A 24,798-nucleotide genomic window follows, 5' to 3' on the forward strand; every position below is an offset into this window, starting at 1 on the left:
ATTCTATTTCAGTCGTAACGATGCCGGAATCATGGTCATAAAGGAGTCGTAAAATTTTTGATAATTGGCAGGTACAGTCTTCTCCGGTATTCCCCAGGTAACCTTATAGGCCTGTTTCCCTTTTTGCCACTGAACGAACCTGTATGTATTGCCGGGATTGTCAAAATGGGTCGTCTTGATTTTGCAGTTACTTTCCACCGTTTTAAATACACGCTTTGTATTGGCAGCCGTTTGTTTAGCAATCAGTGTAAACGTGGTATCCCGGCTGCGTCGACCAAAAAGTTGTCCATTATCGAGCAGGTAATACGTCGTTGAAAAACCGGTAAAACCACCGCCACTACCCACCGCAATCTGACGACCCGTGTAGGTAATCGGTGTAACCGCCCGAACCGTTTTTTTTAGCACTACGGGCACCTTCCCGGTGGCAGTTTTAGTCGGCTGCGCCTGAGCAGTAAGTACGCCCGCACCAATCAGGCAGGTTATCAGGATAACGAATCGTTGCATGAGCAAATAATTGACTTCTGCTAACTGTATGAACAAAGGTATACGTCGATATCAGTGCCATCAATACTGCATTTGTATGATTTGATCAAGACACAGGTTGAGACGTCATATAATGGCTATCAACTGTGCGTCTGATGATTCACTAAGTTGGCGGCTGATCAGAGGAAGTCGTTACGAAAGTATCGGAATGATGCTTATAGAGAAGTAATTTGCCCGTAGGTTGTTTGTGAAAGGTCAACAGACTTACGGAACGGTCCACGATGAATACGTACTCGCAACAGATTATCAAAATCACCGGCCTCAATTTTGGTCATCGTTGGCCGGGCGCCCAATCCCTTCGCAATCTCCAGAATCGTGTTACTGTGTCCGGCCACCACGACCGTTTTGTTTCGAATTCGGCTGACCCGATCTGCAATGGCCTCAATCGGTTTAGGTGAGTAATTCACAACGTTCACGCCGATTCGTTTTGCCAATGGTTCAACCGTCTGGCGAGTGCGTCGAAACGGGGTCGAAAAAATGGAATCGATACCCCGGCCTGCCAGCGTGTCGGCCAGTGCCGCTGCTCGTGCAAAACCCGCCGGACTCAAATCGGTTGAATCCGTTTCATCAACCTTTTCGCCATGGCGAACAATATAAACAGTAGTTGTCGAGCAGCTCGCCAGTATGGTCAACAAAGCAAAGGAGAGTAGAGTTGAGCGCATGGTTATCATGGGGTTATAATCACAATGATACAAAAAAGCAGGCGATAGGTATGTGCCAGGCGCTATCTCTGAACCTTACTGCGTTCTGAGGCCCGAGACCGTTTCGGGTTTGGGCTATCGCACAACGCTAACCCATTAGCGATGAAAGGCTATTCAGCGTATCCTGATTTATAGCTCGGCAAACACAATACCTGTTTGCAGGAGGGGAACTTGAGCTACTACTACTCCAGCCGGGTTGATAGCCGAAGTAGGCCCATAGCCAATTCGCCCTTCATACTCTCCCGTTACGTCGGCAGACATTAGCCAGACTTGGTTTTCCTTTACCCGTTCCATTCGTACTTGGTGATGGATGTGTTTATAGGTTTCGGCCGTTTGATACCGCATCATATTATTGGCCGGGCAAAGGATAAGCTTAGCGCCTTGCCCGGCGAGTTTAGCCGCTGGCTGGGTAAATTGGGTGTCATAACAAATCGTGATGCCAAACCGGAGTTCGTCAATGTCAAAAACAGGATACTCATGACCGGCCGTAAATACCTGCTCACCGGGCAATAAGTGTATTTTTCGATATTTCCCCAGCAATTTACCCTGCCTGATGACCACGGCTGTATTAAAGATTCTGTTCTCTTCTTCTTCAATTAAGCCAACTACAATCGCAGGTCGATAGGTAGCTAAACGATTAAGGATAGCCTTAAAAAAGGGCGAGTTTAAGTTAAGAGCATATTTTTTAGCTAACGCTTGCTGGGTTAAGTAGCCTTGCAGAAAGCATTCTGGAAAACAGACTAAGCAAGCGGCATTCTCTTCTGCCTGTTGGGTAAAAGACTCGATCCAGTTTAGTGATGTCTGCACATCTTGGCGGATATCCGGTACCTGGCAAACAGCCACTTTTGTCGGCATTATCCTATAAAATCAACTGTTGGAGAAGGGATGACGAATCGTCTCGTGAAATGAAATACCTATTGGCCAAGATGTTTTAGCCCATCCTGTAAAGAAAGTTCAGCAAACCGATAATCAGTTAAAATCGGGAATAACTAAGTCAAAAATAATCGAGCAGTTCTACTAGAGTAAGACCAATAACAAACTATTCCAACCCTTTCGGCACAACAGGAATCCTGTCATTAACAGGGAGTTGCCACTAAAATACGACCTGTTTTCACCATGAAAATTCAGCTTCAAATTCTCGCTTTCTTTGGTTTAATCAGCCTGGGGTTCATAAACAACGAAATGCCTAAGGGAATACCGCCCTCTATTGAGAAGTTGATTATTCAAACAAAAAGCCAACCACCGTGGACTCCACGAGCCAAAATATATTGTTATTCCTTCAAAGGGAAAACCGTCTATTACCTCTCATCGAGATGCTGCGACATACCCAGCACTCTGTTTGACGAAAACGGCAATGTGCTTTGTTTGCCCCAGGGCGGTTTTACGGGTTCGGGAGATGGAAAGTGCACTGACTTTTTCACCTCCCGGTCCAATGAACGGTTAATCTGGGAAGACACCAGAAAATAACTGATCAGGTTGGGAACATGCCACAAATAGTACTTAAGTATGGTTATTTGTATCATGACTTTCGCAAAAGTCCTGTGTATATTAGCCAGTGTTTTATGTAACGTTGCGTACTTTCAACTAAAGACATCATCAGTTAGCGTTAGACTAAATCCCAACTGCCCTACGTATGCGAAGCCTTACGATTCAGATTCCGCAGCCGTGCCACGAACGCTGGAGCGAAATGGAGCCGACCGAACAGGGGCGGTTTTGCGCCAGTTGTCAGAAAACAGTAGTCGACTACACGGCCCTCTCCGATCAGGAATTAGTCCGATTGCTTAGTCAGCCGACCGAAACAACCTGCGGGCGTTTCCGTAATGAACAGCTTAACCGCCCATTGGCCCTATCAGCGCCGGTTAGTGTCCCTATCTGGCGGCATTGGATCGGCCTACTAACTATGGGGTTATTCGGCTGGCAAACGGCTCGGGCTCAATTGAATCAAACCAGTAATCTGGCCCCGACAACCACAGTGAAGACCAGCTACCCGATAACGGCGATTCCTATTCGGGCCGCTATTGGTGGCTCCTTTACCGAGCTGACTGTTACCGGAAAAGTAATGTGCATGGATTCAAGTGGAAATCTATTGCCAGCCGCTAAAGCTTACGTATTTGTTGGGCGACCGGGAAAGAACTGGCAAACCCAAACGGATAGTACCGGCGCATTTACCCTATCGGTTTCGATTCCGATGCAAGCCACAGAATTTACCCTCTCAACATTGGCACCATACCATCCTCCCGAAAAAACAACCTTCCAGGCAACTCCATCGACCACTTCCATTGTCCTGAATGATATTATATTGCGCGAACCACAACAGAGAATCAATATCACAGGGGGTGGAATGGCGATTATAAAAACACCTTCCCGCTGGCAGAAATTTAAACGCAAATTATTTCACTGAGTCCGGAAAATCACAGAAAAATTGCTTCCGATCTCGATTGCACTAACACGCTGAGTATAGGCTTTTCGGAGTCACAAAGGGTATGTTCATAAAACGGTATACGTTCTTTTTAGTTAAGCTAGTGACAGGCAACCGATAAACTGTCGGTTCGTTATACGCACATTAGCCGAATAACTAAAATGAGCGAATTTGTGGTCAGGAAGAACGTGAGAATTAAAGCGGCTCCTGCTGTGGTCTGGGATGCGCTGACCAATCCAGAGAAAACGAAACAATATTTTTTCAACTGCGAAGTTTTCTCCGATTGGGAGGTAGGTAGCACGATCCTTTTTACAGGAAGAATGTTCCTCATCAAAAAAGTGGAGTTCAAGGGACAAATCCTGAAGATTGAGCCAGAACGACTTTTAAAGTACACATTAACGAACGACGATGATGACATCGACTCCTCCAGCTTCTCGACGGTGACCGATGAATTGACCTACGAAAATGGCGAAACAATTCTGTCGATTACAGATGATGTAGGCGAAGGCAAGGGAGCTGAAGATCGCTTTAAACGATCAGAAAAAGGTTGGGATAAAATACTGGAGGGCCTAAAAGAAGTCGTAGAAAAACAGCCCTGAAAAACTTTTATCGGCCAGGTAGCCTCAAAAAACCAACGTGCAAACAGAGCCAGTGATGAGCCTGTTTGCACGTTGGTAGTTAACCTAAAAAATAATGGCTGCCAATCAGGAAGGATAGGGAGCCGTAGTGAGTCGATCCGTTACAACTCGCGCACCCAGATATTACGGAATCCAACTGGGTTGCCATGATCCTGAAGCAGAATCGGACCAGCGCCGTGGGCCTGCACTTTCGGATAACCAATGTACTCGGTCGTGCCACGAATAGCTACGTGGTTTTGCACCAGAATTCCATTCAGCAACACCGTTACGTAGGCGAAATCGACCATCAGACCGGCTTTATTGAAGCGAGGTGCCTGATAAATAACGTCATAGGTCTGCCACTCACCTGGCTTACGGCTTGGGTTTGCCAAGGGGATCGCCTGTTTGTAGATCGAGCCAACCATCCCATTCACATACGTTGGGTTGTTGTAGTTGTCGAGAACCTGTAATTCATAACGGCCTTGTAAAAAGACACCACTGTTGCCACGACCCTGGCTGTTTCCCTCTACCTTTTCGGGTGTTTTGAATTCAAGGTGAAGTTGAAAATCGTTAAACTCCTTCTTGGAACGAGCCGAAAAGCCTTTCGTTGAATACATTATACCATCCTGCACTGGCCATTTTAGTGGGCCTTCGTTGGTTTTTTCCCAACTGGCTGGCGCATAGCCTTTAATGGCTACCCATTCGTCGGTATTCTTACCATCAAACAGTACAATGGCGTCAGAAGGGGGCGTTGTGCCACTCGTATTTGCAGAGACAGTACCGGGGGTGACAACGGGTGGTACAGGCTCCCAAATTTCGGTAGACTGGGGCGTTTGTTTGCTGGGTTCAGTCTGAGCCGAAGCCGAATAGGTAAGCGCTAAACCAACGATACCAACGCAAAAAGCGAGCGATAACGGAGCATTTTTCATGGAAATGTAAAGGGATTAATGAATTCGCCAATAAAACCCTCAAAGATAGAGCAATTGCCGAATCACATCCTTTTGTAGGGAAAAAATGGTAAATTTCGAGCCAAAAATTACGAACATACATGTCAAAACCAACTACTACAGCACGCTTCCGCTGGCTGTTGGGCATCGGCTGGATCGTCGGAACAGGATTAACCCTGGCTCAACCTGTTCCAACGCCTGGTACACCTATTCTACTCAATGATCTGAGCGCGTTTAAACCGGCCACGCAAAACTGGCAAATTGTTGGTACTACCCGCGCTGAACTGAACAAACCGAATACCATCATCACGGAGAAAGGAACGGGTGAGCTAGCCAACGTTCCACTCGCCAAAGCGCCCGAAGACCCCAAAAATCCCTATAAATATAACCTGTTCACAACCATGGAACACGGGGATATTGATCTGGAACTGGATTATATGATTGCCTCGAAATCGAACTCAGGCGTCTATCTTCAGGGTCGTTATGAAGTGCAGTTGTTCGATAGCTGGGATAACAGCGGCTGGGACCTCCACAGCCCGCGCGTTGTCGACAATGGTTCGATCTATGAACGCTGGGACCCCAAACGTCCTGAAGGGCAGAATGGTTACGAAGGCCATCCGGCCCGCCAGAATGCCAGCCGGGCTCCCGGTTTATGGCAACACCTGAAAATCTCATTTCAGGCTCCGCGCTTCAACGCAAACGGACAGAAGACCGAAAATGCCCGGATGATCCGGGTGGAATTGAACGGTGTTGTCATTCACGAAGATGTTGAGTTGACTGGTCCAACCCGTGCGGCTGGTTTCGAGGATGAGAAACCACTCGGTCCAATCATGCTTCAGGGCGATCATGGTCCCGTAGCCTTTCGCAATATTCGGTACATATCGTACGACAAACCGCGTCCCGAATTGCTGAATCTGAAGTATTCAATCTACAAAGGAAAGTACGAAAAAGAGCCGGAATACGACAAAACGGCTCCCGAATCTGAAGGTGCCTCAAAAGTGCTGACTTCATCGGTAAGCCGTATTCCAAATGACTTTCTGATTCGCTATACGGGTACGATCAGGATTGCGGAACCGGGGGAATACCGTTTTAACCTGGGCGTTCCAGGCGGTGGAGGCATGCTTAAGATCAACAACCAGTCGGTCGTGGCACCTGATGGCAGGGGCAACAGAGGCAAAATTACATTGCCCAAAGGCGATCTGCCTTTTGAACTCTTTTATTCCAAATTTGTCGGCTGGTTTCAACCTTCACTGGGGCTAAGTGTTGCCGGACCGGGTATTCGCGAATTCCTGATCAGTGATTCCGTCGGGGGAAATAGCGACGATACGGACCCGATCCTGATCGAAGCCTCTACAAATACCATACTCCGTAGCTTTATGGATCTTCCCGGCGATAAAAATACGCAGGGGAAAACCATTCGCGTTACGCATGGCATTTCGGTAGGCAGCCCTGAACAGGTCCACTACACCTATGATCTGGACAAAGGTGCCGTGGTACAGGTATGGCGTGGCCTGTTTCTGGATGCGACTCCTATGTGGCACGACCGGGGCGATGGTTCTTCGCGGCCGCTCGGTATGGTACAACGCATGGGCGCACCGGTACTTTTCCTGACCAAACTCGCATCGCCACAGGCCAACTGGGTAACCGATACAACCGGTTCTGGCTACCGCCCGAAAGGCTATGTACTCGATGGGAGCGATCGGCCTACATTCCGCTATCAGAGCTATGGCAGTATGGTTGACGATAAGATTCGGGTGCTGGAAGCCGGACAGGGAATAAAGCGCGAAGTAACAATAGCCACTCCTGCCGACAATCTCTACGCCCGGCTGGCCAGCGGTAGTGTTATTAGTCCCCTGGAAAACGGCATGTATCTCATTGATGGACAGGAATACCTGCGTATCGACGATGCTGGCGGAGCAAAACCGATTGTTCGGGAATCTAACGGCCAGAAAGAATTACTTGTGCCTGTGAAAGGGAAATTGACCTATTCGATCTTGTTTTAACCGGTTTATGGCATTCGGTATGGTTTAGTGTGATTTATTCAGCGCGATCAATCAGCCCATGCCTATCCCCAGATTATGAAAAAGCTATTGACAACCCTCTTCGCTATGGCCAGCCTGACAGCGGTTCAGGCGCAGGAATCGCCTAAAGAGGAAGATTTTTTTAAGATTCTGAAAGTAACGGCTCCCGAAGGTACGCTGCTCGAAGTGGGCGGCCTGACGACTCTACCCGACGGTAGCTTAGGTGTAGCCACGCGCCGGGGCGATGTCTGGATTGTGGAAAACCCAACGAGTCGTAAGCCGTTCTTCCGCAAGTTTGCCTCGGGTCTCCACGAGATTCTGGGTCTTACCTATAAAGACGGCGCCCTTTATTGCGCCCAGCGCGGTGAATTGACCAAAATGGTCGATACCAATAAAGACGGGAAAGCCGATGTCTTCGAAACTGTTTATGCCTGGCCGCTGTCGGGTCATTACCACGAATACAGCTTCGGCCCAAAAATTGCACCCGATGGGACATTTTTTGTCACCGCCAATGTTGCCTTTGGCGATGAAGAATGGTGGCGGGGTGAAAGCCGTGTTCCCTGGCGGGGCTGGACCATGAACATTACCGAAAGCGGCAACATGCAGCCCTGGGCCACAGGAATGCGTTCCCCCTGCGGATTAGGTATTTACGATGGTCAGCTGTTTTATGCCGATAACCAGGGTGACTGGATGGGATCGGGCGGTATTGTCCACGTCAAAAAAGGAGCGTTTGTCGGTCACCCGGCGGGTTTACGCTGGACCGGCATGGCCAATTCGCCGGTTAAACTCACTCCCGAACAGTTTTACGCCAAAATTGACGAACGTCGGCGTAGAGACGAGAATGGCCGGGCTATTAAACCCGAAAACGTGGTCAACGAAACACCAGCTTTGCTCTATAGTATGAAAGAGCAATTTCCAAGTGCTGACATTCAGACGCCCGCTGTTTGGTTGCCCCATGGTATTCTTGGCATTTCGAACTCCGAAATTGTGGAAATTCCACAGGGAGCATTTGGACCATTCGAAGGCCAGTTGCTGGTCGGCGATCAGGGCATGAGCAAAATTTCGCGGGTATTCATGGAGAAAGTGAACGGCGAATACCAGGGCGGAGCCATTGAATTCCGGAATGGATTCCGGTCGGGGGTTTTGCGGATGGCCTGGGGTAAAGACGGTTCTCTGTTTGTGGGCGAAACCAACCGTGGCTGGGGATCGGCTGGCGAAGCCAATGAAGGGCTGCAACGACTGGCCTGGAACGGCACGATGCCCTTTGAGATGCGGACAGTAAAGGCCATGCCCGACGGCTTTGAAGTAGAATTCACCAAACCTGTCGACCGAAAATCGGCCGAAGATCTGGCGTCGTATCGGGTTGAAAGTTTTATTTACAAATACCATTCCGTCTATGGTAGCCCGACAATCAACAAGGAGGCTCTTCCGATCAAAGGCGTAAAAGTATCGGCCGATGGCCTCAAAGCCCGGCTGATTGTTGGTGATCTGCGCAAATACTACATTCACCAGCTAACGCTCGATGGCGTCCGGGGAGAAGAGGGTTCCTACTCACTCGTCCATCCGATTGCCTACTACACACTGAATAATATTCCCGATGGTCAGAAGCTGGCTCTTAGCGAAGTAAGTACGAAAAACTCAGCAACTGCTCCCGTAACCACACCGGCAACGCCCCCAACTGCGGATAAAAAGGTGGTTCCGGCCAAAAAGCCTGTTACGGGCGGCAAGCCTAAACTGGTCGAAGGGCAAGCAGTTACGATGGCCAAAGCACCAACTTACGAAGAAGTGAAAGGATTGTTAACCCGCCATACGTGCGCTGCCTGTCATCAGGCGAATAAACGTCAGGTAGGGCCTGCTTTTTCGGATGTTGCCAAACGCAAATACACGAACGACCAGATTGTGGATTTGATCTATAGCCCAAAGCCAAAAAACTGGCCAGATTACGCAACTGAGATGCCCCCCATGCCACAGGTTCCAAAAGCGGATGCGCTGAAAATTGCAGCCTGGATTAATTCGCTGGGTGCATCGGCGAAGAGCGAAGCTACTGGTGAACCAAAGCCATAGACTATAACAGTAAAGTTGACATAAAATAAAGAGTACATACTTAGCAAAAAAGCCTGATCGATTGGTCAGGCTTTTTTCATTTAGGCGTAGTAAAAACGAGCATAATTCATCGATTCTTTAGTAACAAATACTCAAAATACATAGTAGATGGGGTTTATATAGGCCTTTTAAGAAAATAGAAACCAGACAAGATTACTTTGTTCTATTTGAATACATGATTATAAAACCAATTCTTATCCTCTGATGAAACACTATCTACTAATCAAAGGCGGTCAACTTAGCATATTGCTGTGTGCCGTTTTTCTACTCATCAACGTAGCCCACGCGCAGGACCGCCGGGTTACGGGTCGCGTCGTATCGAGTAAAGACCAGCAGGCCATTCCGGGCGTGAACATCCTTATCAAAAATACACAGACAGGTACAACAACCGATGCCAATGGAAACTTCTCATTGAATACCCCGCCCAATGCTACACTGGTTATCAGCGCCATTGGTTTTACGGGTCGGGAAATAGCCGTCGGTAATCAATCGCAGGTGAACGTAACGCTTCAGGAAGGTGAACAGAACCTGAACGAAGTAGTCGTTACGGCGCTGGGTATCAAGAAAGAAGCGAAACGATTAGGCTACGCGACTGCTATTGTGACGCCCGAGCAGGTTACTACCAACCGTACGGTTAACTTCATGAATGCTCTACAGGGCAAAATTGCCGGGGTGAACATTTCCAGCCTTGGTACGGGCGCAGCCGGTACGAGTAAAATCCGGATTAGGGGTCAATCGTCGTTTTCGGGTCAGAATAGCCCGCTTATCGTGGTGAATGGCGTCCCGATCGATAACACCAACTTTGGTCAGAACAACGGTAACACCGGTAGCGACAACTCCATTGCCAGCCGAAACGGCGATAACTACTCCGATGGCGGTGACGGTCTGTCGTCTATTAACCCCGATGACATCGAAGGCATGACGGTTCTGAAAGGGGGCACAGCTGCCGCTCTCTATGGCTCACGCGCCAAAGACGGTGCCATTCTGATTACCACCAAAACCAAAGGAATTGGCCAGGGCATTGGAGTAACCTACAACTCGAACTTCACGACTGATCATCCGCTGGACTACACCGACTACCAGTACGAATACGGCCAGGGTGAATACGGCGTTCGGCCAACGGCACCCAACCCGACATCTGGCGTATGGAGTTTCGGCGAGAAGTTTAACGGTCAGACACAGGTACTTTTCGGTGGTGTAACCGTACCCTACCAGCCCGTCCGTAACCGGATCAATACGTTTTATCGGGATGGATCGACCTGGACAAATTCGATTTCAATTTCAACCGGTAGTGATCGGGGCGGTTTGAACCTGTCGCTTTCGAATCTGGACAACAAAGGAATTACCCCAAACAACTCGTTCAATCGGAAAACGATCAATCTGGGCTTCAGCTATAATCTTTCGCCCAAGCTGAGCGTAACCGGCTCGATCAATTACTCGAACGAGTACAATAAAAACCCACCTCAGATTGCCCAGCAGGACAATAGTACACCAACGGTCATTTACACGCTGGCCAACTCGATGCCGCTCGATGTGCTGGAAGCAAACCAGATCAATCCAACAACTGGCAACGAGTTTGTATACTCGCGGTTTATGAACCGGACGAATCCGTACTTCGTCATGAACTATAAGTTTGAGAATATTCGCCGGGATCGTCTGTTTGGTAATATTTCAGCTCGCTATAATTTTACGGACTGGCTCTATCTACAAGGCCGCGTCGGGCAGGATTACTGGTCGCGCGATCAGGACTATAACTTCCCAACGGGTCAGGCTTCCCTCGCAGCGGCACCCGCAGGTTTTGTGAACGGACGTTACGTGCAGGAAGCCCGCCGATTCCGCGAATTAAACACCGACTTCCTGATTGGTGCCAACCGTAAGTTTGGCGTACTGGGTATTGACCTGACGGTGGGCGGCAATCAGCTCTATCGCCGGAGCGACCTGAATAGCGTTATGGCCACGGATTTCATTGTTCGGGGCTTGTATGTACCACAGAACGGTCGTGTGAAAGATCCGCTGTATGGCCTTAGCGAACGGAAAGTAAACTCCTTATATGCAGCGGCCGAATTCTCATTTAAGGACGTGTTGTTCCTGAACGGAACGATCCGGAATGACTGGTTCTCGACCCTCGCCCCGGCGAATAGAAGCATTCTGTATCCATCGGTCACAGGAAGTTTCGTCTTTTCGCAAGCCTTCAATAATTTACCAGCCTGGTTAAACTTCGGAAAACTTCGGGCGGCCTACGCTGAGGTCGGTAGCGATGGTGATGTAGCGCCTTACTCGAACAACCTGTTCTACGCTGTTGCGGCAAACCTCTTTCCGAATCCTGCCGGAGCAGGCCAGCCTGTAGGCAATATCACATCGAATACTGTACCGAGTGCCACCCTCAAACCAAGTCGGGTTGCTGAGGCCGAAGTTGGATTGGAGTTAAAGATGTTTAACAACCGCGTAGGTTTAGATCTGGCTTTCTACAACAAAATCACTAGCGATCAGATCGTTGCGGCACAGACCTCCGATGCATCAGGTTATACCAGCGCGTTGATCAACAGTGGACAGAGCAGAAACCGGGGCGTTGAAGTATTATTGAACCTCTCCCCCGTCAGGACGAAGGATTTCTCCTGGGATGTAACGTTGAATGGTTCGTATAATAAGACGAAACTGCTCAAACTTCTGACCGACGACGACGGCACACCCGAAAAGGATTATAACAAGGATAAGCAAGCCGATCAGATTGTAGTCGGCACCGGAATTTATGTCGGTGAACTTCGGCAGGTAGTTGGTCAGGAATTGGGTCAATTATTCACCTACGGCTATGCAAGAGATGCACAGGGACGGATTGTCCACGGCAGCGATGGCATACCGAACCGTACACCGGCTCCTATTTCGCTTGGTTCAGCACTCCCCAAATACGTCGGTGGCATTACAAACACCTTTAACTATAAAGGTCTAAACCTATCGTTCCTGATCGACTTCAAACTGGGCGGTAAGATGATTTCGGGCACCAACCTGAATGCGTTCCGGCATGGTTTGCAAAAAGAAACCCTGATTGGCCGGGGTGAAGCCGACAACAAAATGGTCGGTGTTGGTGTGAATGATAAAGGGGAGGTCAATGCAGTTCGGGCATTTGTACAGGATTACTATTCAGTTGGGCGCTCGAAAAGTCTTGGCGAACAGGTTCTTTACGATGCTGGCTTATGGAAACTTCGTCAGATCAGCATTGGCTATGACTTCACCAAATTCCTACCCAAAACGTTGTTTATCAAAGGGATTCGATTGAGTGCCGTGGCCAACAACGTAGCAGTCCTGAAAAAATGGGTGCCCAATATCGACCCTGAACAATTCGGTTTCAGCTCTGATAACCTGATCGGTCTGGAGTCGACTGGATTGCCCATCACCCGCAGTATTGGTTTCAACCTGAATGTTAGATTTTAAATGAGGTTCATGGCTTTCATCGTTTACAAGTGCACACGAAAACTATAGCGTAAAAGCGCTCTGAAAGCCAAACCCAAAAACTCTTTACCAATGAAAAAGACACTTATCTATATACCACTTGTCGCCTTTCTGGTTGGCCTAAGTAGTTGCGAGAACGGGTTCGACCAGCTCAATACCAACCCGACTGCCGCTACGGCGCTGAATCCGGTCTTTACGTTCAACAACGCGATCATAAACACTTCCTATCCGGGGGGCATGCTCATCTTCGAGGAGCCGATCGTACAGCAGATGTTTTCACCGAACTCCGGTATCCTGTCCGGAGGAAATTTCAACATCGATAACCGGGGTTCAGCCGGTGCAAACGCACAGCTCTGGCAACGGTATTTCCGGGATAACATCCGCTATCTGGTCGATGTATTAGCCAAAACCAAAACGGATGCTACTCGAAGCAATCTGTATAATATGACTCGCATCTGGAAAGCCTTTGCGTCTATGGTGCTGACCGATACCTATGGCGATATTCCCTATACCGAAGCTGGGCTAGGCTATCTAAGTGCAAACGTTACGCCCAAATACGACACGCAGGAAAGTATCTATAACGATCTCATCAAAGAGCTCACGGAAGCTACAGCCGCACTGGATGCAACCAAACCTACGGAAGCGGGAGAGATTATGTATGGTGGCGACATTGCCAAATGGAAAAAATTTGGCAATTCGGTGCTGCTCCGGGTTGGAATGCGCTTATCGAAAGTTAACCCGACGCTGGCACAGTCAACCGTACAGAAAGCCGTAGCTGGCGGGTTAATGCAGTCAAATGCCGACAATTGCGCCGTTCGTAATAATGCCAACTACCAGAATTCGGTGGGTGGTACGCTCAACTCAACCGAAGCTGCGAACTATTACCTGACGGGTGCTTTTGTCGATTACCTGAAATCAACGTCCGATCCTCGATTGGCCTCCATTGCTGTTCGCTACGTGGGTGCTAAAAGCGGGCCGGAACAAACAGCCGCCAAAGCCAACCGTGATCCGGTGGTGCAGATTGGCATGCCTCTCGGCTACGATAACGGGACAATTCCAGCCAAAGCCATTGCCGATGGTCTGGCTAGTTTCTATGACTACTCACAACTGGACCGTACCCGAATGGGGGCTTTTACTGCCCCCTGCTTTCTGGTAACCTATGCCCAGACCCAATTGCTCCTGGCTGAAGCCGTCCAACGCGGCTGGACAACAGGCAGTGCCGCCGATTTTTATAATGCAGGTGTAACGGCTCACATGAAGCAACTCGGCGACTATGATGCGACATCCCTGGTGTCAGATGCGAACATTGCCGCTTATTTACAGAAGAATCCTTACGTGGCAGCTCGTGGACTGGAGCTTATCAACACACAATACTGGGTTGCCTCGTTCCTGAACGGTCCCGAAGCGTTTGCGAATTTCCGCCGGAGTGGTTTCCCAGCCCTGAAGCCGAACCCCTATCCGGGTAAAGAAATAAAAGGTAATTTCATTAACCGGCTAAGCTACCCTGATTCAGAAATTTCGGTCAATCAGGCCAAAGTAAACGAAGCGATAGCACGCCAGGGCCCCGACAACCTCGACACCCGCGTTTGGTGGGATAAGCAGTAAATTTAGCGTGTAAAAACAGCGAAGACCGACCATGATGGCCGGTCTTTGCTGTTTTTACACGCCACGGTCAGCTGGCAGAGGATTTGGGTTCGTCCTGATGAGGGGGCTCTTCAAACGGTGGCGAACCCCAACGGCCCCTCCCCCAGCTACGGCAACGGTCGCGCCATTGCTGCTTCATCTGGTCGCGCTGTTCGGGCGTCATCTGCTTCCAGCGTTCGGCCATTTTCTGCTTCCATTCACGGCGACCACGGCCAAATCCGCCCTGCTCCCAGCCGTTTTCACCGCGCCAGTCGTATCCACGGGGACCACCTCTAAACCCTCCAAAAAGAATACGGCTGAGTACCAGCAGGCCCAATGCCTGCCCAAACGTAATAGCCGATACGCCCAGAATCTCTGGCAATAAAGCATTCCAGAGCGTCATGACGACCAGACCAGCCAGTCCGACAAAAACTATTGCGAAGCCGAGGAAACGTAGCCCCCGACGAAACCAGAATCGTCTCATTTCTTATTAATCTAAAAATCTCTTACTCCTGATCAGGCACTGGGGTCGGAGTGTTCGGCTTTAACCGATGCTCCGAATGACGCCCATTGTCCAATCGTTCATTATGCTGACGCCACCCATGATGCCAGTAAGGTCGACCATAGCCATAATGGCCATGATGCCCGAATCCGCCACCGAATCCAAACAGCAATCGGGCCAGGACAAATAAACCCAACGCCTGTACAAACCGAAGCCGGGGGCCGTTAAACAACGACGGAACCAGCCAGTTCCAAAGCCGCATGACTACATAGGTTGCCAACAAAAACAATCCGATACCAAGCAGGGCAAAGCCAATTACTTTTAAGATTATCATGGTTTCCAAGGGTTAAATTAGCGAATTAGTGATTGAGTGACTAAAGCAGCCGCGATTTTCTGTTTAAGCTCTGACCTGCGTTCACTCATTGAAGAAATCGTCGTACAAATCCCGTAGCCGTTCCCGAAGGTGCAGTACGGCATATCGCTTTCGCGACAGTAGCGTATTCACAGAAACATCCCATTCACTGGCCATATCCTTGAAGCTTCGCCCTTCCAGTTCGTGCTGAACAAACACCTCGCGCTGGTCAGCCGGAAGTTCGGCCAGGGCTTCGGTCAGCGCATCCATCAGCGTTTCGCGAAAAAATTCGCTTTCCGGCCCCGAATCATCAGCCACCGCCAGCCACTCGCCAAGTACCGGTGCATCTTCGTCATCATCAGTATAGTTCGACGTATCGAGCGAAACAGTGCGCATACCATTTGGTTGACTTTTACGATACCAGTCGCTGATTTTGTTACGGGCTACCGAAAATAGCCACGATGCAACCCGTTCAATGGGCTTTGCTAACTGATAAGCTTCTGTCAGTTCGACGAACACGTCCTGTAACACATCCTCGGCCTCGTCGGGGTCGGGCAATCGACGTCGAATAAACGCCAGCAACCGTCCTCGCTCCTTACGGACCGTTTCACCAAGTTGCTGTGGCGTATTACGCTCAGTTGCCTTAACGGTTGACGATGGTGTATTAATAAGAGTAGTATTCACGTTCTGATGGCCCGATTACCAGCGGCCTTACCACAAGGTAGTCGGAATCAGAAGGAAAATATTTTACGACAAGTGCCGAATTTTGAAGAAAAGGGATGAAAGGAGAAGAGAAAAGAGGAGCGGTTGATTTACAGGATCGTATAAATCAGGCAGGAGAGCCAGATGCCACTTCATTTGTCAGGGCTAATTTCTAACAAAAACTACGTCGGCAAAGTACCCCTTACAATCTGTAAACCAGCCACTAACCGAAAATCCGGTTTTCGTTGCCAACTGCTCAATCTGGGAACGGGTGAATTTGCGGGAAATCTCGGTATGAATAATTTCGCCGTATTGAAACGGCACAGTCATCTCCAAGGCTCTAATAGTAACCGTCTGCGATTTCTGGCTCACCAAATACGAACGCGCTTCGCCGGTTTCGGGATTGTAGACTTCATAATGATCGAAGGATGACAGGTCGAAATTCGCATCGAGTTCGCGGTTGATCCGCCGAAGCAGGTTCAGGTTAAACGCCCGCGTCAGGCCCTGACGGTCGTTATAAGCGGCATGAATCACCGCCGGATGCTTTTGCAGATCGAAGCCCGTCAACACAAGGTCGCCAGGCAGGAGCTGGTCGTGAAGCTGGCGATAAAAATCAAGCGCTTCCTCAGGTGTAAAGTTACCAATGTTCGACCCTAAGAATAGAACAATACGCCGGGCATCCGACTCGGCAGAAAGTTGATGGAGGGAGTTGAAGTAATCGTCGTGGCGGGGTTTAAGCCGTAAATCAGGCCACTGTCGTTGTATATCAGCAACCAGCCCATCGAGCGCATCGGACGAAATATCGACCGGAGCATAGGCGAAATCGACCTGTTGTTCCGAAAAAAAACCCAGCAGGATCTTCGTTTTTAGCCCATCGCCAGCACCAAGCTCAACCAGGTCGAAAGGGCGTTGATCAGCGACGAACAGCTGAAGCAACTCCGTTTTATGGGTTTCCAGAATTTCATATTCCGACCGGGTCAGATAGTATTCCGGGGTATGCATGATTTCCTGAAAAATCCGGCTTCCTTCAGCATCGTAAAAAAAGCGTGATGACAATCGCTTCGGCGTTTTTACCAGGCCTGTTCGTACTTCCTCAGCTAGTGCCGTCGAGCCGGAAGCCAGTTCAACCTCCAATGCTTCAGGTTCTTCACGCCATGCCTTTATTCCATTTATTCTACTATCAGTCGTATTCCCGTGAACTGCCATCGTTTGTCAGGTTGAAAAAAATTGCGGTAAGTTGACCGCGAATGCCCTTCTGGTGTAGCCACCGAAGCGCCACGCAGAACGATCTGTCCGCTCATAAACTTACCATTGTATTCACCTACAGCCCCCTCGGCGGTTGTGAAGCCGGGATAAGGCAAGTAAGCCGAGTTGGTCCACTCCCAGCGAGCGCCCCAACTCAATTGAGCTGCTGCTGCTTCCCATTCAAATTCCGTTGGCAAACGCTGGCCTGTCCAACGGGCATAGGCATCGGCTTCATATTGGCTGACATGGCAGACGGGCTCATTCAGATCAACAGGCGCCAGACCAGCGAAGGAATAGTTCCACCACTCACCATCGATTTTATGCCAGTACAATGGAGCCTGAACTCCATTGTTCTTAACCCACGCCCAACCATCAGAAAGCCAGTATCTGAAATTCTGGTAGCCACCCGCTTCCATAAAAGCCAGGTATTCGCCATTGGTTGTTAAACCGTTGGTTATAGTTGTTTTGTTCAGATAAACCTTATGTCGGGCCAGTTCATTATCGAAATAGAACGATCCGGCGTCCGGGCCGCTATTCTGATGGCCAATGCTATAAATTCCTTCGGGTATGGTTATCGTTCGCTCTTCCCTGGCATTGAGCCTTTTGTGACCGGAGGGGTTAGTCAGGGGCATGTCAATAGCCGGAAACAATGGATTATGACCCAGTATGTACTTGATATCGGTAATGAGCAGTTCCTGGTGCTGTTGCTCATGATTCAGACCAAGCTGGATGAGCGCGTAGAGATCGGGCGACAAGTCTGAGGTATTCAGAAAATGGCTCATGTGCTCGTCTACATAAGCGCGATAGGCATACACGCCCGCAACGGTAGGACGGCTCAGATTACCCCGATCTGTCCGCAGAACGCGTTTGCCGATCGTTTCGTAATAACTATTGAAAACGTAGCTAAAGTCTTCGTGGAAAATACGATAGTTTGGTGCGTTGGGAACCAGCACAAAGGTTTCCCAAAACCAGGTCGTATGCCCCAGATGCCATTTGGGTGGGCTGACATCTGCAATAGGCTGGACAACGTAATCTTCCGTTTCAAGCCCCAGGCAAATAGCTTCGGAGTGCGCCCGAACACGGATATAGTGCTCAGTAAGCGTTTGTTCAGCAATCATTCAGGTTTATGTATTCGGTTTACTGCACCCGGCCGTCTGGCTCCAGCGTACTGACGCGACAGCACCGTAAAGCGTAAACCGAATAGCATACATCTTGTTTAGTAGCCCACAATCTGTTCATCAACAAAGCACCACAACCATTGTTCGCCGGGTTCGGCCGAAGCAACGACAGGGTGGCCACTTCGGTGGAAGTGTTTGGTAGCATGTTTATTGGGCGATGAATCGCAGCAGTGCGTTTTGCCACAGGTCTGACAGGTACGCAGATGCACCCACATACTACCTGTTTTAATACACTCCTCGCAGACATGCTCCTGGGCAGTGCGAATTTCCGTCAGGGCGGAAAGGTGTTCGCAAATCGATTGTTGGTTCATAGGTTTGAGAGGGGTAGGCTGTATGACGTATGCTATAGAGAGCTTACCTACGCCTGACTATCATTCGTCATACAGCCTATCTTATTTAGTTTTCGGCCAGGTATTTATGAACAAAGCTGACCGCCATAGCGCCTTCGCCCACCGCCGATGCGACCCGGTTCATGGCACCAGCCCGAACATCGCCAGCCGCGAAAATACCGGCGCTGCATGTTTCGAGCAAATAGGGTTCCCGATCGTGCTTCCAGACTTTCTTGAAATCAGCGTATTTAGCGAGGTCCCGGCCCGTAGCGATAAACCCTTTGGGATCTTTGATGATGTCCATTTCGATCCAATCGGTCAATGGCTTCGTTCCGATAAAAATGAAGAGTCCGGCAGCCGGTACCGTTTGGCGCTCTTTCGAGTTCATATTTTCGAGGACCAGGCATTCTAACTGTTCGTTACCTAACCCCTCAACGATCTCGGTACAGCCCAAAACGGTAATATTTGGCGTCTTGTCAATCTGATCGATCAGGTATTGCGACATGGTTTCGGTGAGGTCGGGACGACGCACACAAATGAACACCTCCGAAGCCGTTCGTGACAGGTACATTGCGCCCTGCCCGGCCGAATTACCTCCCCCAACAATATAGACCGGTTTGCCTTTAAAGGCATATGCTTCGGTCGTGGCAGCTCCATAATACACACCGGCACTCGTAAACTTATCCAGGCTTTCGTTCGCCAGTTTGTGGTACGACACACCCGTACTCAGCACAATAGCCCGCGTTATCACCTCGCTGCCATCGGCCATTTTAATGTGTTTGTACAACCCCTGCGATTTAATGGAAATAACCTCCTGTGGGGCCAGGAACTCAACGCCAAACCGTTGCGCCTGGGTGATAGCCCGACGTGTTAAGTCGGCACCACTCAGACCGTTCGGGAAGCCAAGGTAGTTTTCGATCCGCGAACTCGTACCGGCCTGTCCACCGGGTCCCCGTTTATCAACCAGAATCGTTTTTAGCCCTTCAGAACCACCATAAACCGCAGCGGCCAACCCGGCCGGGCCTGCACCAATAATGGCCAGATCGTAAAGACTTTCGGAGGCTTTGGGTTTCAGTCCCAGTTTTTCGCCCAGATCACCGATGGTGGGTTGGGTCAATACAGAACCATCTTCAAAGGCAATGACGGGCAGATCGCTTCGATCGATGTTATGCAGATCGAGCAGTTCCTGAGCCAGTGGATCACCTTCAATATCGAGCCATTGGTACGGGAATAAATTACCCGCCATAAAGTCCTTCAATTCATGGGACCGGGGAGAGAATTGGTAGCCTACCAGTTTCAGCCCCTGGAACGTTGGCCGATAGTCCGACAGCCAGTCGCCAAGCAGATCGTCGAGTACGGGATACAATTTTTCTTCGGGTGGGTCCCAGGGCTTGGCAATATAATAGTCTAGTTGAACTTCGTTAATGGCCCGTACAGCCGCATCAATGTCCGAGTAGGCCGTCAGCAGGGCTCGTTTTGCATTTGGGAATACTTTACGAGCCTGCGACAGGAATTCAACACCGGTCATATCGGGCATTCGCTGATCAGACAGAAACAAGGCCACTTCTTCGCCCTTTTTCTTCAGCTCAGTGAGTGATTCGAGCGCTTCACGGGCCGAACTGGTGCAAAGAATTCGATATTGTTTCCGATACTGCTTGCGAAGGTCATATTGAATCGCCTGCAATACCTGTGGATCATCATCAATGGAGAAAATAATAGGAAGGCGCATAGTTATAAAGAATAAAAGAGCGATTGAGTAATTGAGTGGATAATAGCCGCCTGAGCAAAAGAACCATAAACTTCGCTCTTTTGCTCAGGCGACTATCGGCTCACTGAGTTGGCAAACAGACGCTAAATTCGGTGTGGCCCGGTTCTGAATGCACTTTAATTGAACCGTTATGGTGTTCAACGATTCCGTTTACAATATCGAGGCCCAAACCAGTACCTTTACCTATTTCTTTGGTCGTAAAAAACGGATCGAATATTTTGTCCCGAATATCATCCGGAATGCCAGTGCCATTGTCGATGATTCGGGTTAGCACAAATTCCCGGTCCGGCAGACTGACAATATCGATTTTACCGCCATCAGGCAAAGCGTCGATCGCGTTATCGATCAGGTTTGTCCAGACTTGATTCAGCTCACCCGGCCACCCGCAAACGGCGGGCAGATTGTCAGGAATGGAAAGATTCAGCTCAATATGCTTGCTCTTGATTTTATGGTTCAATAGCGTAATGGTACTACGAATGCCATCGGCAAGCATAACTTGTTCTTTGCCACCGCCCCGGTCCATGTGTGTATAATTTTTGATGGAGCCGATCAGTGTCGAAATTCGTTTTGATGCTTCGCTAATATCAGAAACCAGCTTTTCAGTCACCAAATTATTGACAATCCAGTTGGTCACACCCGCCAGATTCGTATCATCAACTTTGTCCAGAAGCCAGTCCAGATCATCGACCGTAAAGCTAAACTCCACCAGTGGCCCGGCCAGGTCCATACTGTCATCGATGCCATGATCATCCAGCCAGTCGGTCAATTCATCTTCCAGACTCGTTCGTTCGAGTAAGCTCAACTGGCGCGTTTCGCCCGCCGACTTCTGATCCATCTTTTTAAAGAATACCGTTTTCACGCAATCAACCTGATCGTCGGTCAGGTTAAGGCTCATCACGGTTTTGAATGCTTCGGGTGTAGCCCGCAAATGCGTACTCAGCGTATCAACCGAACGCACCACCGCTGCCACAGGATTATTTAGCTCGTGAGCCAACCCCGCCGACAGTCGTCCCAGCGACGCCAGTTTATCATTCTGCTGAGCCTGCTTCGTAAAATAACGAACGCGGCTGGTCATTTGCTGAACCAGCGAGGCCGTCAATTCGTAACAGGTCTGTATCATTCCAAGCAGGTGATCGCGGTGAAGCCGAAGCATTCTTACCGCCGTATGGGTCACAAATCGGCTGGGAAAGCTTTTCATCCGCGAGAACGGTAGTACGCCCAAAATGGAGTGCGGATCGTACATATACAATTCATCACCGACACCACTGGAGCCATTATCGATACGAACGCGCCCCTCCAGCAACAGCATCAGGTGATCGGCGGGTTCGCCAGGTTTATAGAGTATTGTCTCCTGTTCGTACATAACTTCTTCGGCCCGGTCGATCAGCCATTGAAGTTGTTCATCCGGAACAGTTGTGAACTCCGGAAATTTTTTAAGGTTCTCTAAAAGGGTCATGAGGAAGTAAGACTGGGTGGAAAAAATTCGATTTGATCCCTGTATTTGATTGACAGACGGGTAACTAATTATCCGTCCTATTAGTTACAGAAAGACGGTTATGCATTAGGTTTATAGGTTATTTACTGTAGGTCTTTGGCTGTAAAGCGTGCCACGGTTATCAGGAGCAGCATCAGTAACCGTGGCACGCTTTACAGCCAAAGACCTAAGCAGAATTGAGCAGTTAATATATTCGTTTTCTCCGACATTGAGCTTATAAAATTCGCAAATCCTGCCTATGCGTATCGCCCTGCTTCTCCTTTGCCTGATTGCATTTGCTTTCCGGCCCGACAAACCTGCCTATCGACTTTACAGTCCTGAGCTGAAATCGCAAACATACGCTAAATTATTGCGTCAGGCCACCGGTGCCGACGTTGTTTTGTTTGGCGAATTGCACAATAACCCAATCTGTCACTGGCTGGAGCTTCAGCTAACCAAAGATTTACAGGTAGCTAAAAAAGGCACCCTTATTCTGGGCGCAGAAATGTTTGAGGCCGACAATCAAACGGCACTTACCGACTACGTAACAGGCCATACTACCAGCAAAGAACTAGCTGCTCAAGCCCGGCTCTGGCCCAATTTCGATACCGATTACATGCCCATTGCCAGTTTCGCCCGAGAACAGAAGATTCCGTTCGTCGCCACGAATGTACCTCGTAAATATGCGACGCTGGTTGCCCGGAAAGGCTTAAGCGCACTGGATACCCTATCTGCAGAGGCCAAACGCCAGATGGCCCCATTACCCCTCACCGTTGACCTCACTCTGCCGGGTTATAAGGCCATGCTCGATATGATGGGGACTCATGGGGGTACTGAGACCAAAACCGACGCACATAAAGCGAACCCCGAACAGGCGGAACGCAGTCCGGCGGCCAATTTTGCCCGCGCTCAGGCCATCAAAGATGCCACGATGGCTTATTTTATTTTACAGAATCTGAAACCCGGTCAGACCCTCCTGCACTTTAACGGCGATTACCATTCCAAGAATTTTGAAGGTATCGTTTGGTATTTACGCCAGCAACGGCCTGATATCAAGGTCGTAACGCTCTCATCCGTTGAAATGGCCGATCCTGATAAACCTAAAGTAGAAAGCCCAAACCTGGCCAACTTCATTCTGGCGATTCCGGCCGATATGACGAAGACCTACTGACCGATCAGAGCGATTTAGCCTTATCAATCAATTGAATGAACTCCTGTCGGTACCCGTAGGGATCATAGCGCATGGCGGCCGATGCCCAATTGCGAACATTGCTATAGGTGGCAGTTCCTTTATAAGCTGAGTTACGCAACAACAGGCCATAGGATGCCACAGAAGCAGCAAATCGCATGTTTTCACTCGCCATACCAAAGTCGACACTGGAATCGAAAATTTGTAAGTCAAGAGCCTCACTACTAGCTGCCGTAGGGCGTTTGTAGCGAAAATTAATGGTGAACGTTGGTGCAGAACGCAGGCTGGCCTGACCCGGAGAAATCTCTGGCAAAGCCGGTACAATTTCGTAGAGAGCCGTAATGGTCTGCCCGGCATTCACTTCTCCGGCATCTTCCCGATCGTCGGTAAAATCTTCTTTTTTCAGCAGGCGGTTTTCATAGCCGATCAGACGATACGACTTTACCTGGCTGGTGTTGAATGTCAATTGAATTTTTACATCCTTGGCGACCGTGTAAAACTTACTGAACTCGTCCACGAATACCTTCTTCGCCTGTTTTAGATTATCGATGTATTCGTAGTTACCATTTCCTTTGTTGGCAACCTGCTCCATCATGCCATCGTTAAGATTGCCAACACCAACGCCCACCACCGTCAGAAAAATACCTTTGTCACGTTTGCTGACAATTAGGTCGACCAGCTCTTTCTGACTGCTGGGGCCTACGTTGAAGTCACCGTCGGTCATCAGGATAACCCGGTTATTTCCGCCGTCAACAAAGTTTTTTTCGGCAATTTCATAGGCCGTAATAATGCCCTGTGCCCCGGCCGTACTCCCTCCGGCGCCCAATTGGCTAATGGCCGCTTTCAGCTTACTTTTCTCCGAACCACTGGTTGCGTCAAGTGCTACACCGGCCTGTCCGGCGTAGGTAACGATTGCTACTTTATCCTGAGCCCGAAGGTTATCGACAAACGTGGGCAATGCTTCTTTCAGCAGGGGTAATTTATTGGCATCACCCATCGAGCCAGACACATCGACCAGCAAAACGATGTTAGAAGGGAGCAGGTTTTCTTTGGCAATCGATTGGCCTTTTACGCCAATCCGAATCAGTTTATGGGCTGCATCCCATGGGCAACTGCTTACTTCGCCATCAACCGTAATCGGGCGACCGTCCGTTGGATCGGCGTAGTTGAGCGGAAAATAATTGATCAGTTCTTCGGTCCGAATCGCATCAGCTACAGGCCTGGTATTCGTCGATAGAAATCGACGAACGTTAGCATAGGAGGCTCCATCGGCATCTATCGAAAAGGTAGACGTAGCCTCTTTGGCTACATCGACAAAAGGATTTTCAACAATTGTGTTGTATTGCTCTGTACGTATGGGTTCACTTCCGGAAATAAAGTCTGACGAATTGGCGTACTGTGTCGCGTAGGGATACGGGCCGTTTTTCTCGTCAGCGGTTTGACAGCCTGCCAGCACGAGCAAAGCACTTAGGAACCAGGTTAGTTTTTTCATGATTATCAGGAATTTGGTCTGGAATTCAGGCTAGTGATTCCTTTGTTTACTCAATGGTTGGAACCAGCGTAGGTGCATTTCATTGAATAAAGTTTTCAGGCCTTTTGCCACCAATTGCAGTTACATTAATTGGTGGCGTTTTCTTC

The 24,798-nt window shown here is 49.3% G+C and carries 21 protein-coding genes; 8 read left to right on the plus strand and 13 right to left on the minus strand.

Annotated elements, in window-relative coordinates; all coding sequences use genetic code 11:
- Positions 1–3: 3 nt before the first annotated feature.
- From GJR95_RS29775 to GJR95_RS29785, 3 genes are all read right to left on the minus strand, one after another.
- The gene (locus tag GJR95_RS29775; RefSeq protein ID WP_232540899.1) at positions 4–504 is read right to left on the minus strand and encodes an FAD-binding oxidoreductase; all 501 of its coding nucleotides are present in this window, start codon (positions 502–504) and stop codon (positions 4–6) included.
- Between the two features lie 194 nt (positions 505–698).
- Entirely contained in the window at positions 699–1,205 is a 507-nt protein-coding gene (locus GJR95_RS29780) for a histidine phosphatase family protein (RefSeq protein WP_162389325.1), read from the minus strand.
- A 168-nt stretch (positions 1,206–1,373) separates the two neighbouring features.
- Positions 1,374–2,099: a carbon-nitrogen hydrolase family protein gene (locus GJR95_RS29785; RefSeq protein ID WP_162389326.1), complete on the minus strand. Its 726-nt coding sequence runs from the start codon at positions 2,097–2,099 to the stop codon at positions 1,374–1,376.
- Between the two features lie 327 nt (positions 2,100–2,426).
- Here GJR95_RS29785 and GJR95_RS42895 point away from each other — a divergent pair, with 327 nt between their 5' ends.
- The 3 genes from GJR95_RS42895 to GJR95_RS29800 all read left to right on the plus strand — a co-directional run bounded on the left by GJR95_RS42895 (position 2,427) and on the right by GJR95_RS29800 (position 4,262).
- Entirely contained in the window at positions 2,427–2,711 is a 285-nt protein-coding gene (locus GJR95_RS42895; RefSeq protein ID WP_394370008.1) for a DUF6970 domain-containing protein, read from the plus strand.
- 166 nt (positions 2,712–2,877) lie between these two features.
- The gene (locus GJR95_RS29795; RefSeq protein ID WP_162389328.1) at positions 2,878–3,645 is read left to right on the plus strand and encodes a carboxypeptidase-like regulatory domain-containing protein; all 768 of its coding nucleotides are present in this window, start codon (positions 2,878–2,880) and stop codon (positions 3,643–3,645) included.
- Between the two features lie 179 nt (positions 3,646–3,824).
- On the plus strand, positions 3,825–4,262 hold the full coding sequence (locus GJR95_RS29800; RefSeq protein ID WP_162389329.1) for an SRPBCC family protein: 438 nt from the start codon (positions 3,825–3,827) through the stop codon (positions 4,260–4,262).
- Positions 4,263–4,402: 140 nt separating this feature from the next.
- Here the strand turns inward: GJR95_RS29800 and GJR95_RS29805 are convergent, their stop codons facing one another.
- A complete protein-coding gene (locus tag GJR95_RS29805) occupies positions 4,403–5,209 on the minus strand; it encodes a 3-keto-disaccharide hydrolase (protein ID WP_162389330.1) in 807 nt (268 codons plus the stop codon).
- A gap of 119 nt (positions 5,210–5,328) precedes the next feature.
- Between GJR95_RS29805 and GJR95_RS29810 the strand changes: the two genes are divergently transcribed.
- From GJR95_RS29810 to GJR95_RS29825, 4 genes are all read left to right on the plus strand, one after another.
- A complete protein-coding gene (locus GJR95_RS29810; RefSeq protein ID WP_162389331.1) occupies positions 5,329–7,230 on the plus strand; it encodes a family 16 glycoside hydrolase in 1,902 nt (633 codons plus the stop codon).
- A 75-nt stretch (positions 7,231–7,305) separates the two neighbouring features.
- Positions 7,306–9,312 (plus strand): c-type cytochrome, encoded by a 2,007-nt coding sequence (locus GJR95_RS29815; RefSeq protein ID WP_162389332.1) that lies wholly within the window; start codon positions 7,306–7,308, stop codon positions 9,310–9,312.
- Positions 9,313–9,555: 243 nt separating this feature from the next.
- Positions 9,556–12,780, plus strand: coding sequence for a SusC/RagA family TonB-linked outer membrane protein (locus GJR95_RS29820; protein ID WP_162389333.1), 3,225 nt, complete (start codon positions 9,556–9,558; stop codon positions 12,778–12,780).
- Between the two features lie 90 nt (positions 12,781–12,870).
- A complete protein-coding gene (locus GJR95_RS29825; protein WP_162389334.1) occupies positions 12,871–14,403 on the plus strand; it encodes a SusD/RagB family nutrient-binding outer membrane lipoprotein in 1,533 nt (510 codons plus the stop codon).
- A 67-nt stretch (positions 14,404–14,470) separates the two neighbouring features.
- Here GJR95_RS29825 and GJR95_RS41900 read toward each other — a convergent pair whose 3' ends face one another.
- The 8 genes from GJR95_RS41900 to GJR95_RS42705 form a co-directional block, all read right to left on the minus strand.
- Positions 14,471–14,905 carry a hypothetical protein gene (locus GJR95_RS41900; protein WP_198424754.1) on the minus strand — a complete coding sequence of 145 codons (435 nt, stop codon included), beginning with the start codon at positions 14,903–14,905 and terminating at the stop codon, positions 14,471–14,473.
- Positions 14,906–14,927: 22 nt separating this feature from the next.
- Positions 14,928–15,257: a hypothetical protein gene (locus GJR95_RS29835; protein ID WP_162389335.1), complete on the minus strand. Its 330-nt coding sequence runs from the start codon at positions 15,255–15,257 to the stop codon at positions 14,928–14,930.
- Positions 15,258–15,338: 81 nt separating this feature from the next.
- Complete coding sequence (locus GJR95_RS29840) at positions 15,339–15,959, minus strand: RNA polymerase sigma factor (protein WP_162389336.1); 621 nt, start codon at positions 15,957–15,959, stop codon at positions 15,339–15,341.
- 183 nt (positions 15,960–16,142) lie between these two features.
- Positions 16,143–17,183 (minus strand): L-histidine N(alpha)-methyltransferase, encoded by a 1,041-nt coding sequence (gene egtD / locus GJR95_RS29845; protein ID WP_162389337.1) that lies wholly within the window; start codon positions 17,181–17,183, stop codon positions 16,143–16,145.
- Positions 17,147–18,340, minus strand: coding sequence for an ergothioneine biosynthesis protein EgtB (gene egtB / locus GJR95_RS29850; RefSeq protein WP_162389338.1), 1,194 nt, complete (start codon positions 18,338–18,340; stop codon positions 17,147–17,149). The genes egtD and egtB overlap by 37 nt, the downstream gene beginning before the upstream one ends.
- Before the next feature lie 98 nt (positions 18,341–18,438).
- On the minus strand, positions 18,439–18,711 hold the full coding sequence (locus tag GJR95_RS29855) for a UBP-type zinc finger domain-containing protein (protein WP_162389339.1): 273 nt from the start codon (positions 18,709–18,711) through the stop codon (positions 18,439–18,441).
- Between the two features lie 85 nt (positions 18,712–18,796).
- Complete coding sequence (locus GJR95_RS29860) at positions 18,797–20,458, minus strand: FAD-dependent oxidoreductase (RefSeq protein ID WP_162389340.1); 1,662 nt, start codon at positions 20,456–20,458, stop codon at positions 18,797–18,799.
- A gap of 100 nt (positions 20,459–20,558) precedes the next feature.
- Entirely contained in the window at positions 20,559–21,953 is a 1,395-nt protein-coding gene (locus GJR95_RS42705; RefSeq protein ID WP_162389341.1) for a sensor histidine kinase, read from the minus strand.
- Between the two features lie 277 nt (positions 21,954–22,230).
- On the opposite strand from GJR95_RS42705, the gene GJR95_RS29870 reads away from it, so the two are divergent.
- The gene (locus GJR95_RS29870) at positions 22,231–23,142 is read left to right on the plus strand and encodes a ChaN family lipoprotein (RefSeq protein ID WP_162389342.1); all 912 of its coding nucleotides are present in this window, start codon (positions 22,231–22,233) and stop codon (positions 23,140–23,142) included.
- A gap of 4 nt (positions 23,143–23,146) precedes the next feature.
- Here the strand turns inward: GJR95_RS29870 and GJR95_RS29875 are convergent, their stop codons facing one another.
- The gene (locus GJR95_RS29875; RefSeq protein ID WP_162389343.1) at positions 23,147–24,652 is read right to left on the minus strand and encodes a vWA domain-containing protein; all 1,506 of its coding nucleotides are present in this window, start codon (positions 24,650–24,652) and stop codon (positions 23,147–23,149) included.
- Positions 24,653–24,798: the final 146 nt, after the last annotated feature.

Source organism: Spirosoma endbachense (assembly GCF_010233585.1).
Lineage (GTDB): Bacteria > Bacteroidota > Bacteroidia > Cytophagales > Spirosomataceae > Spirosoma > Spirosoma endbachense.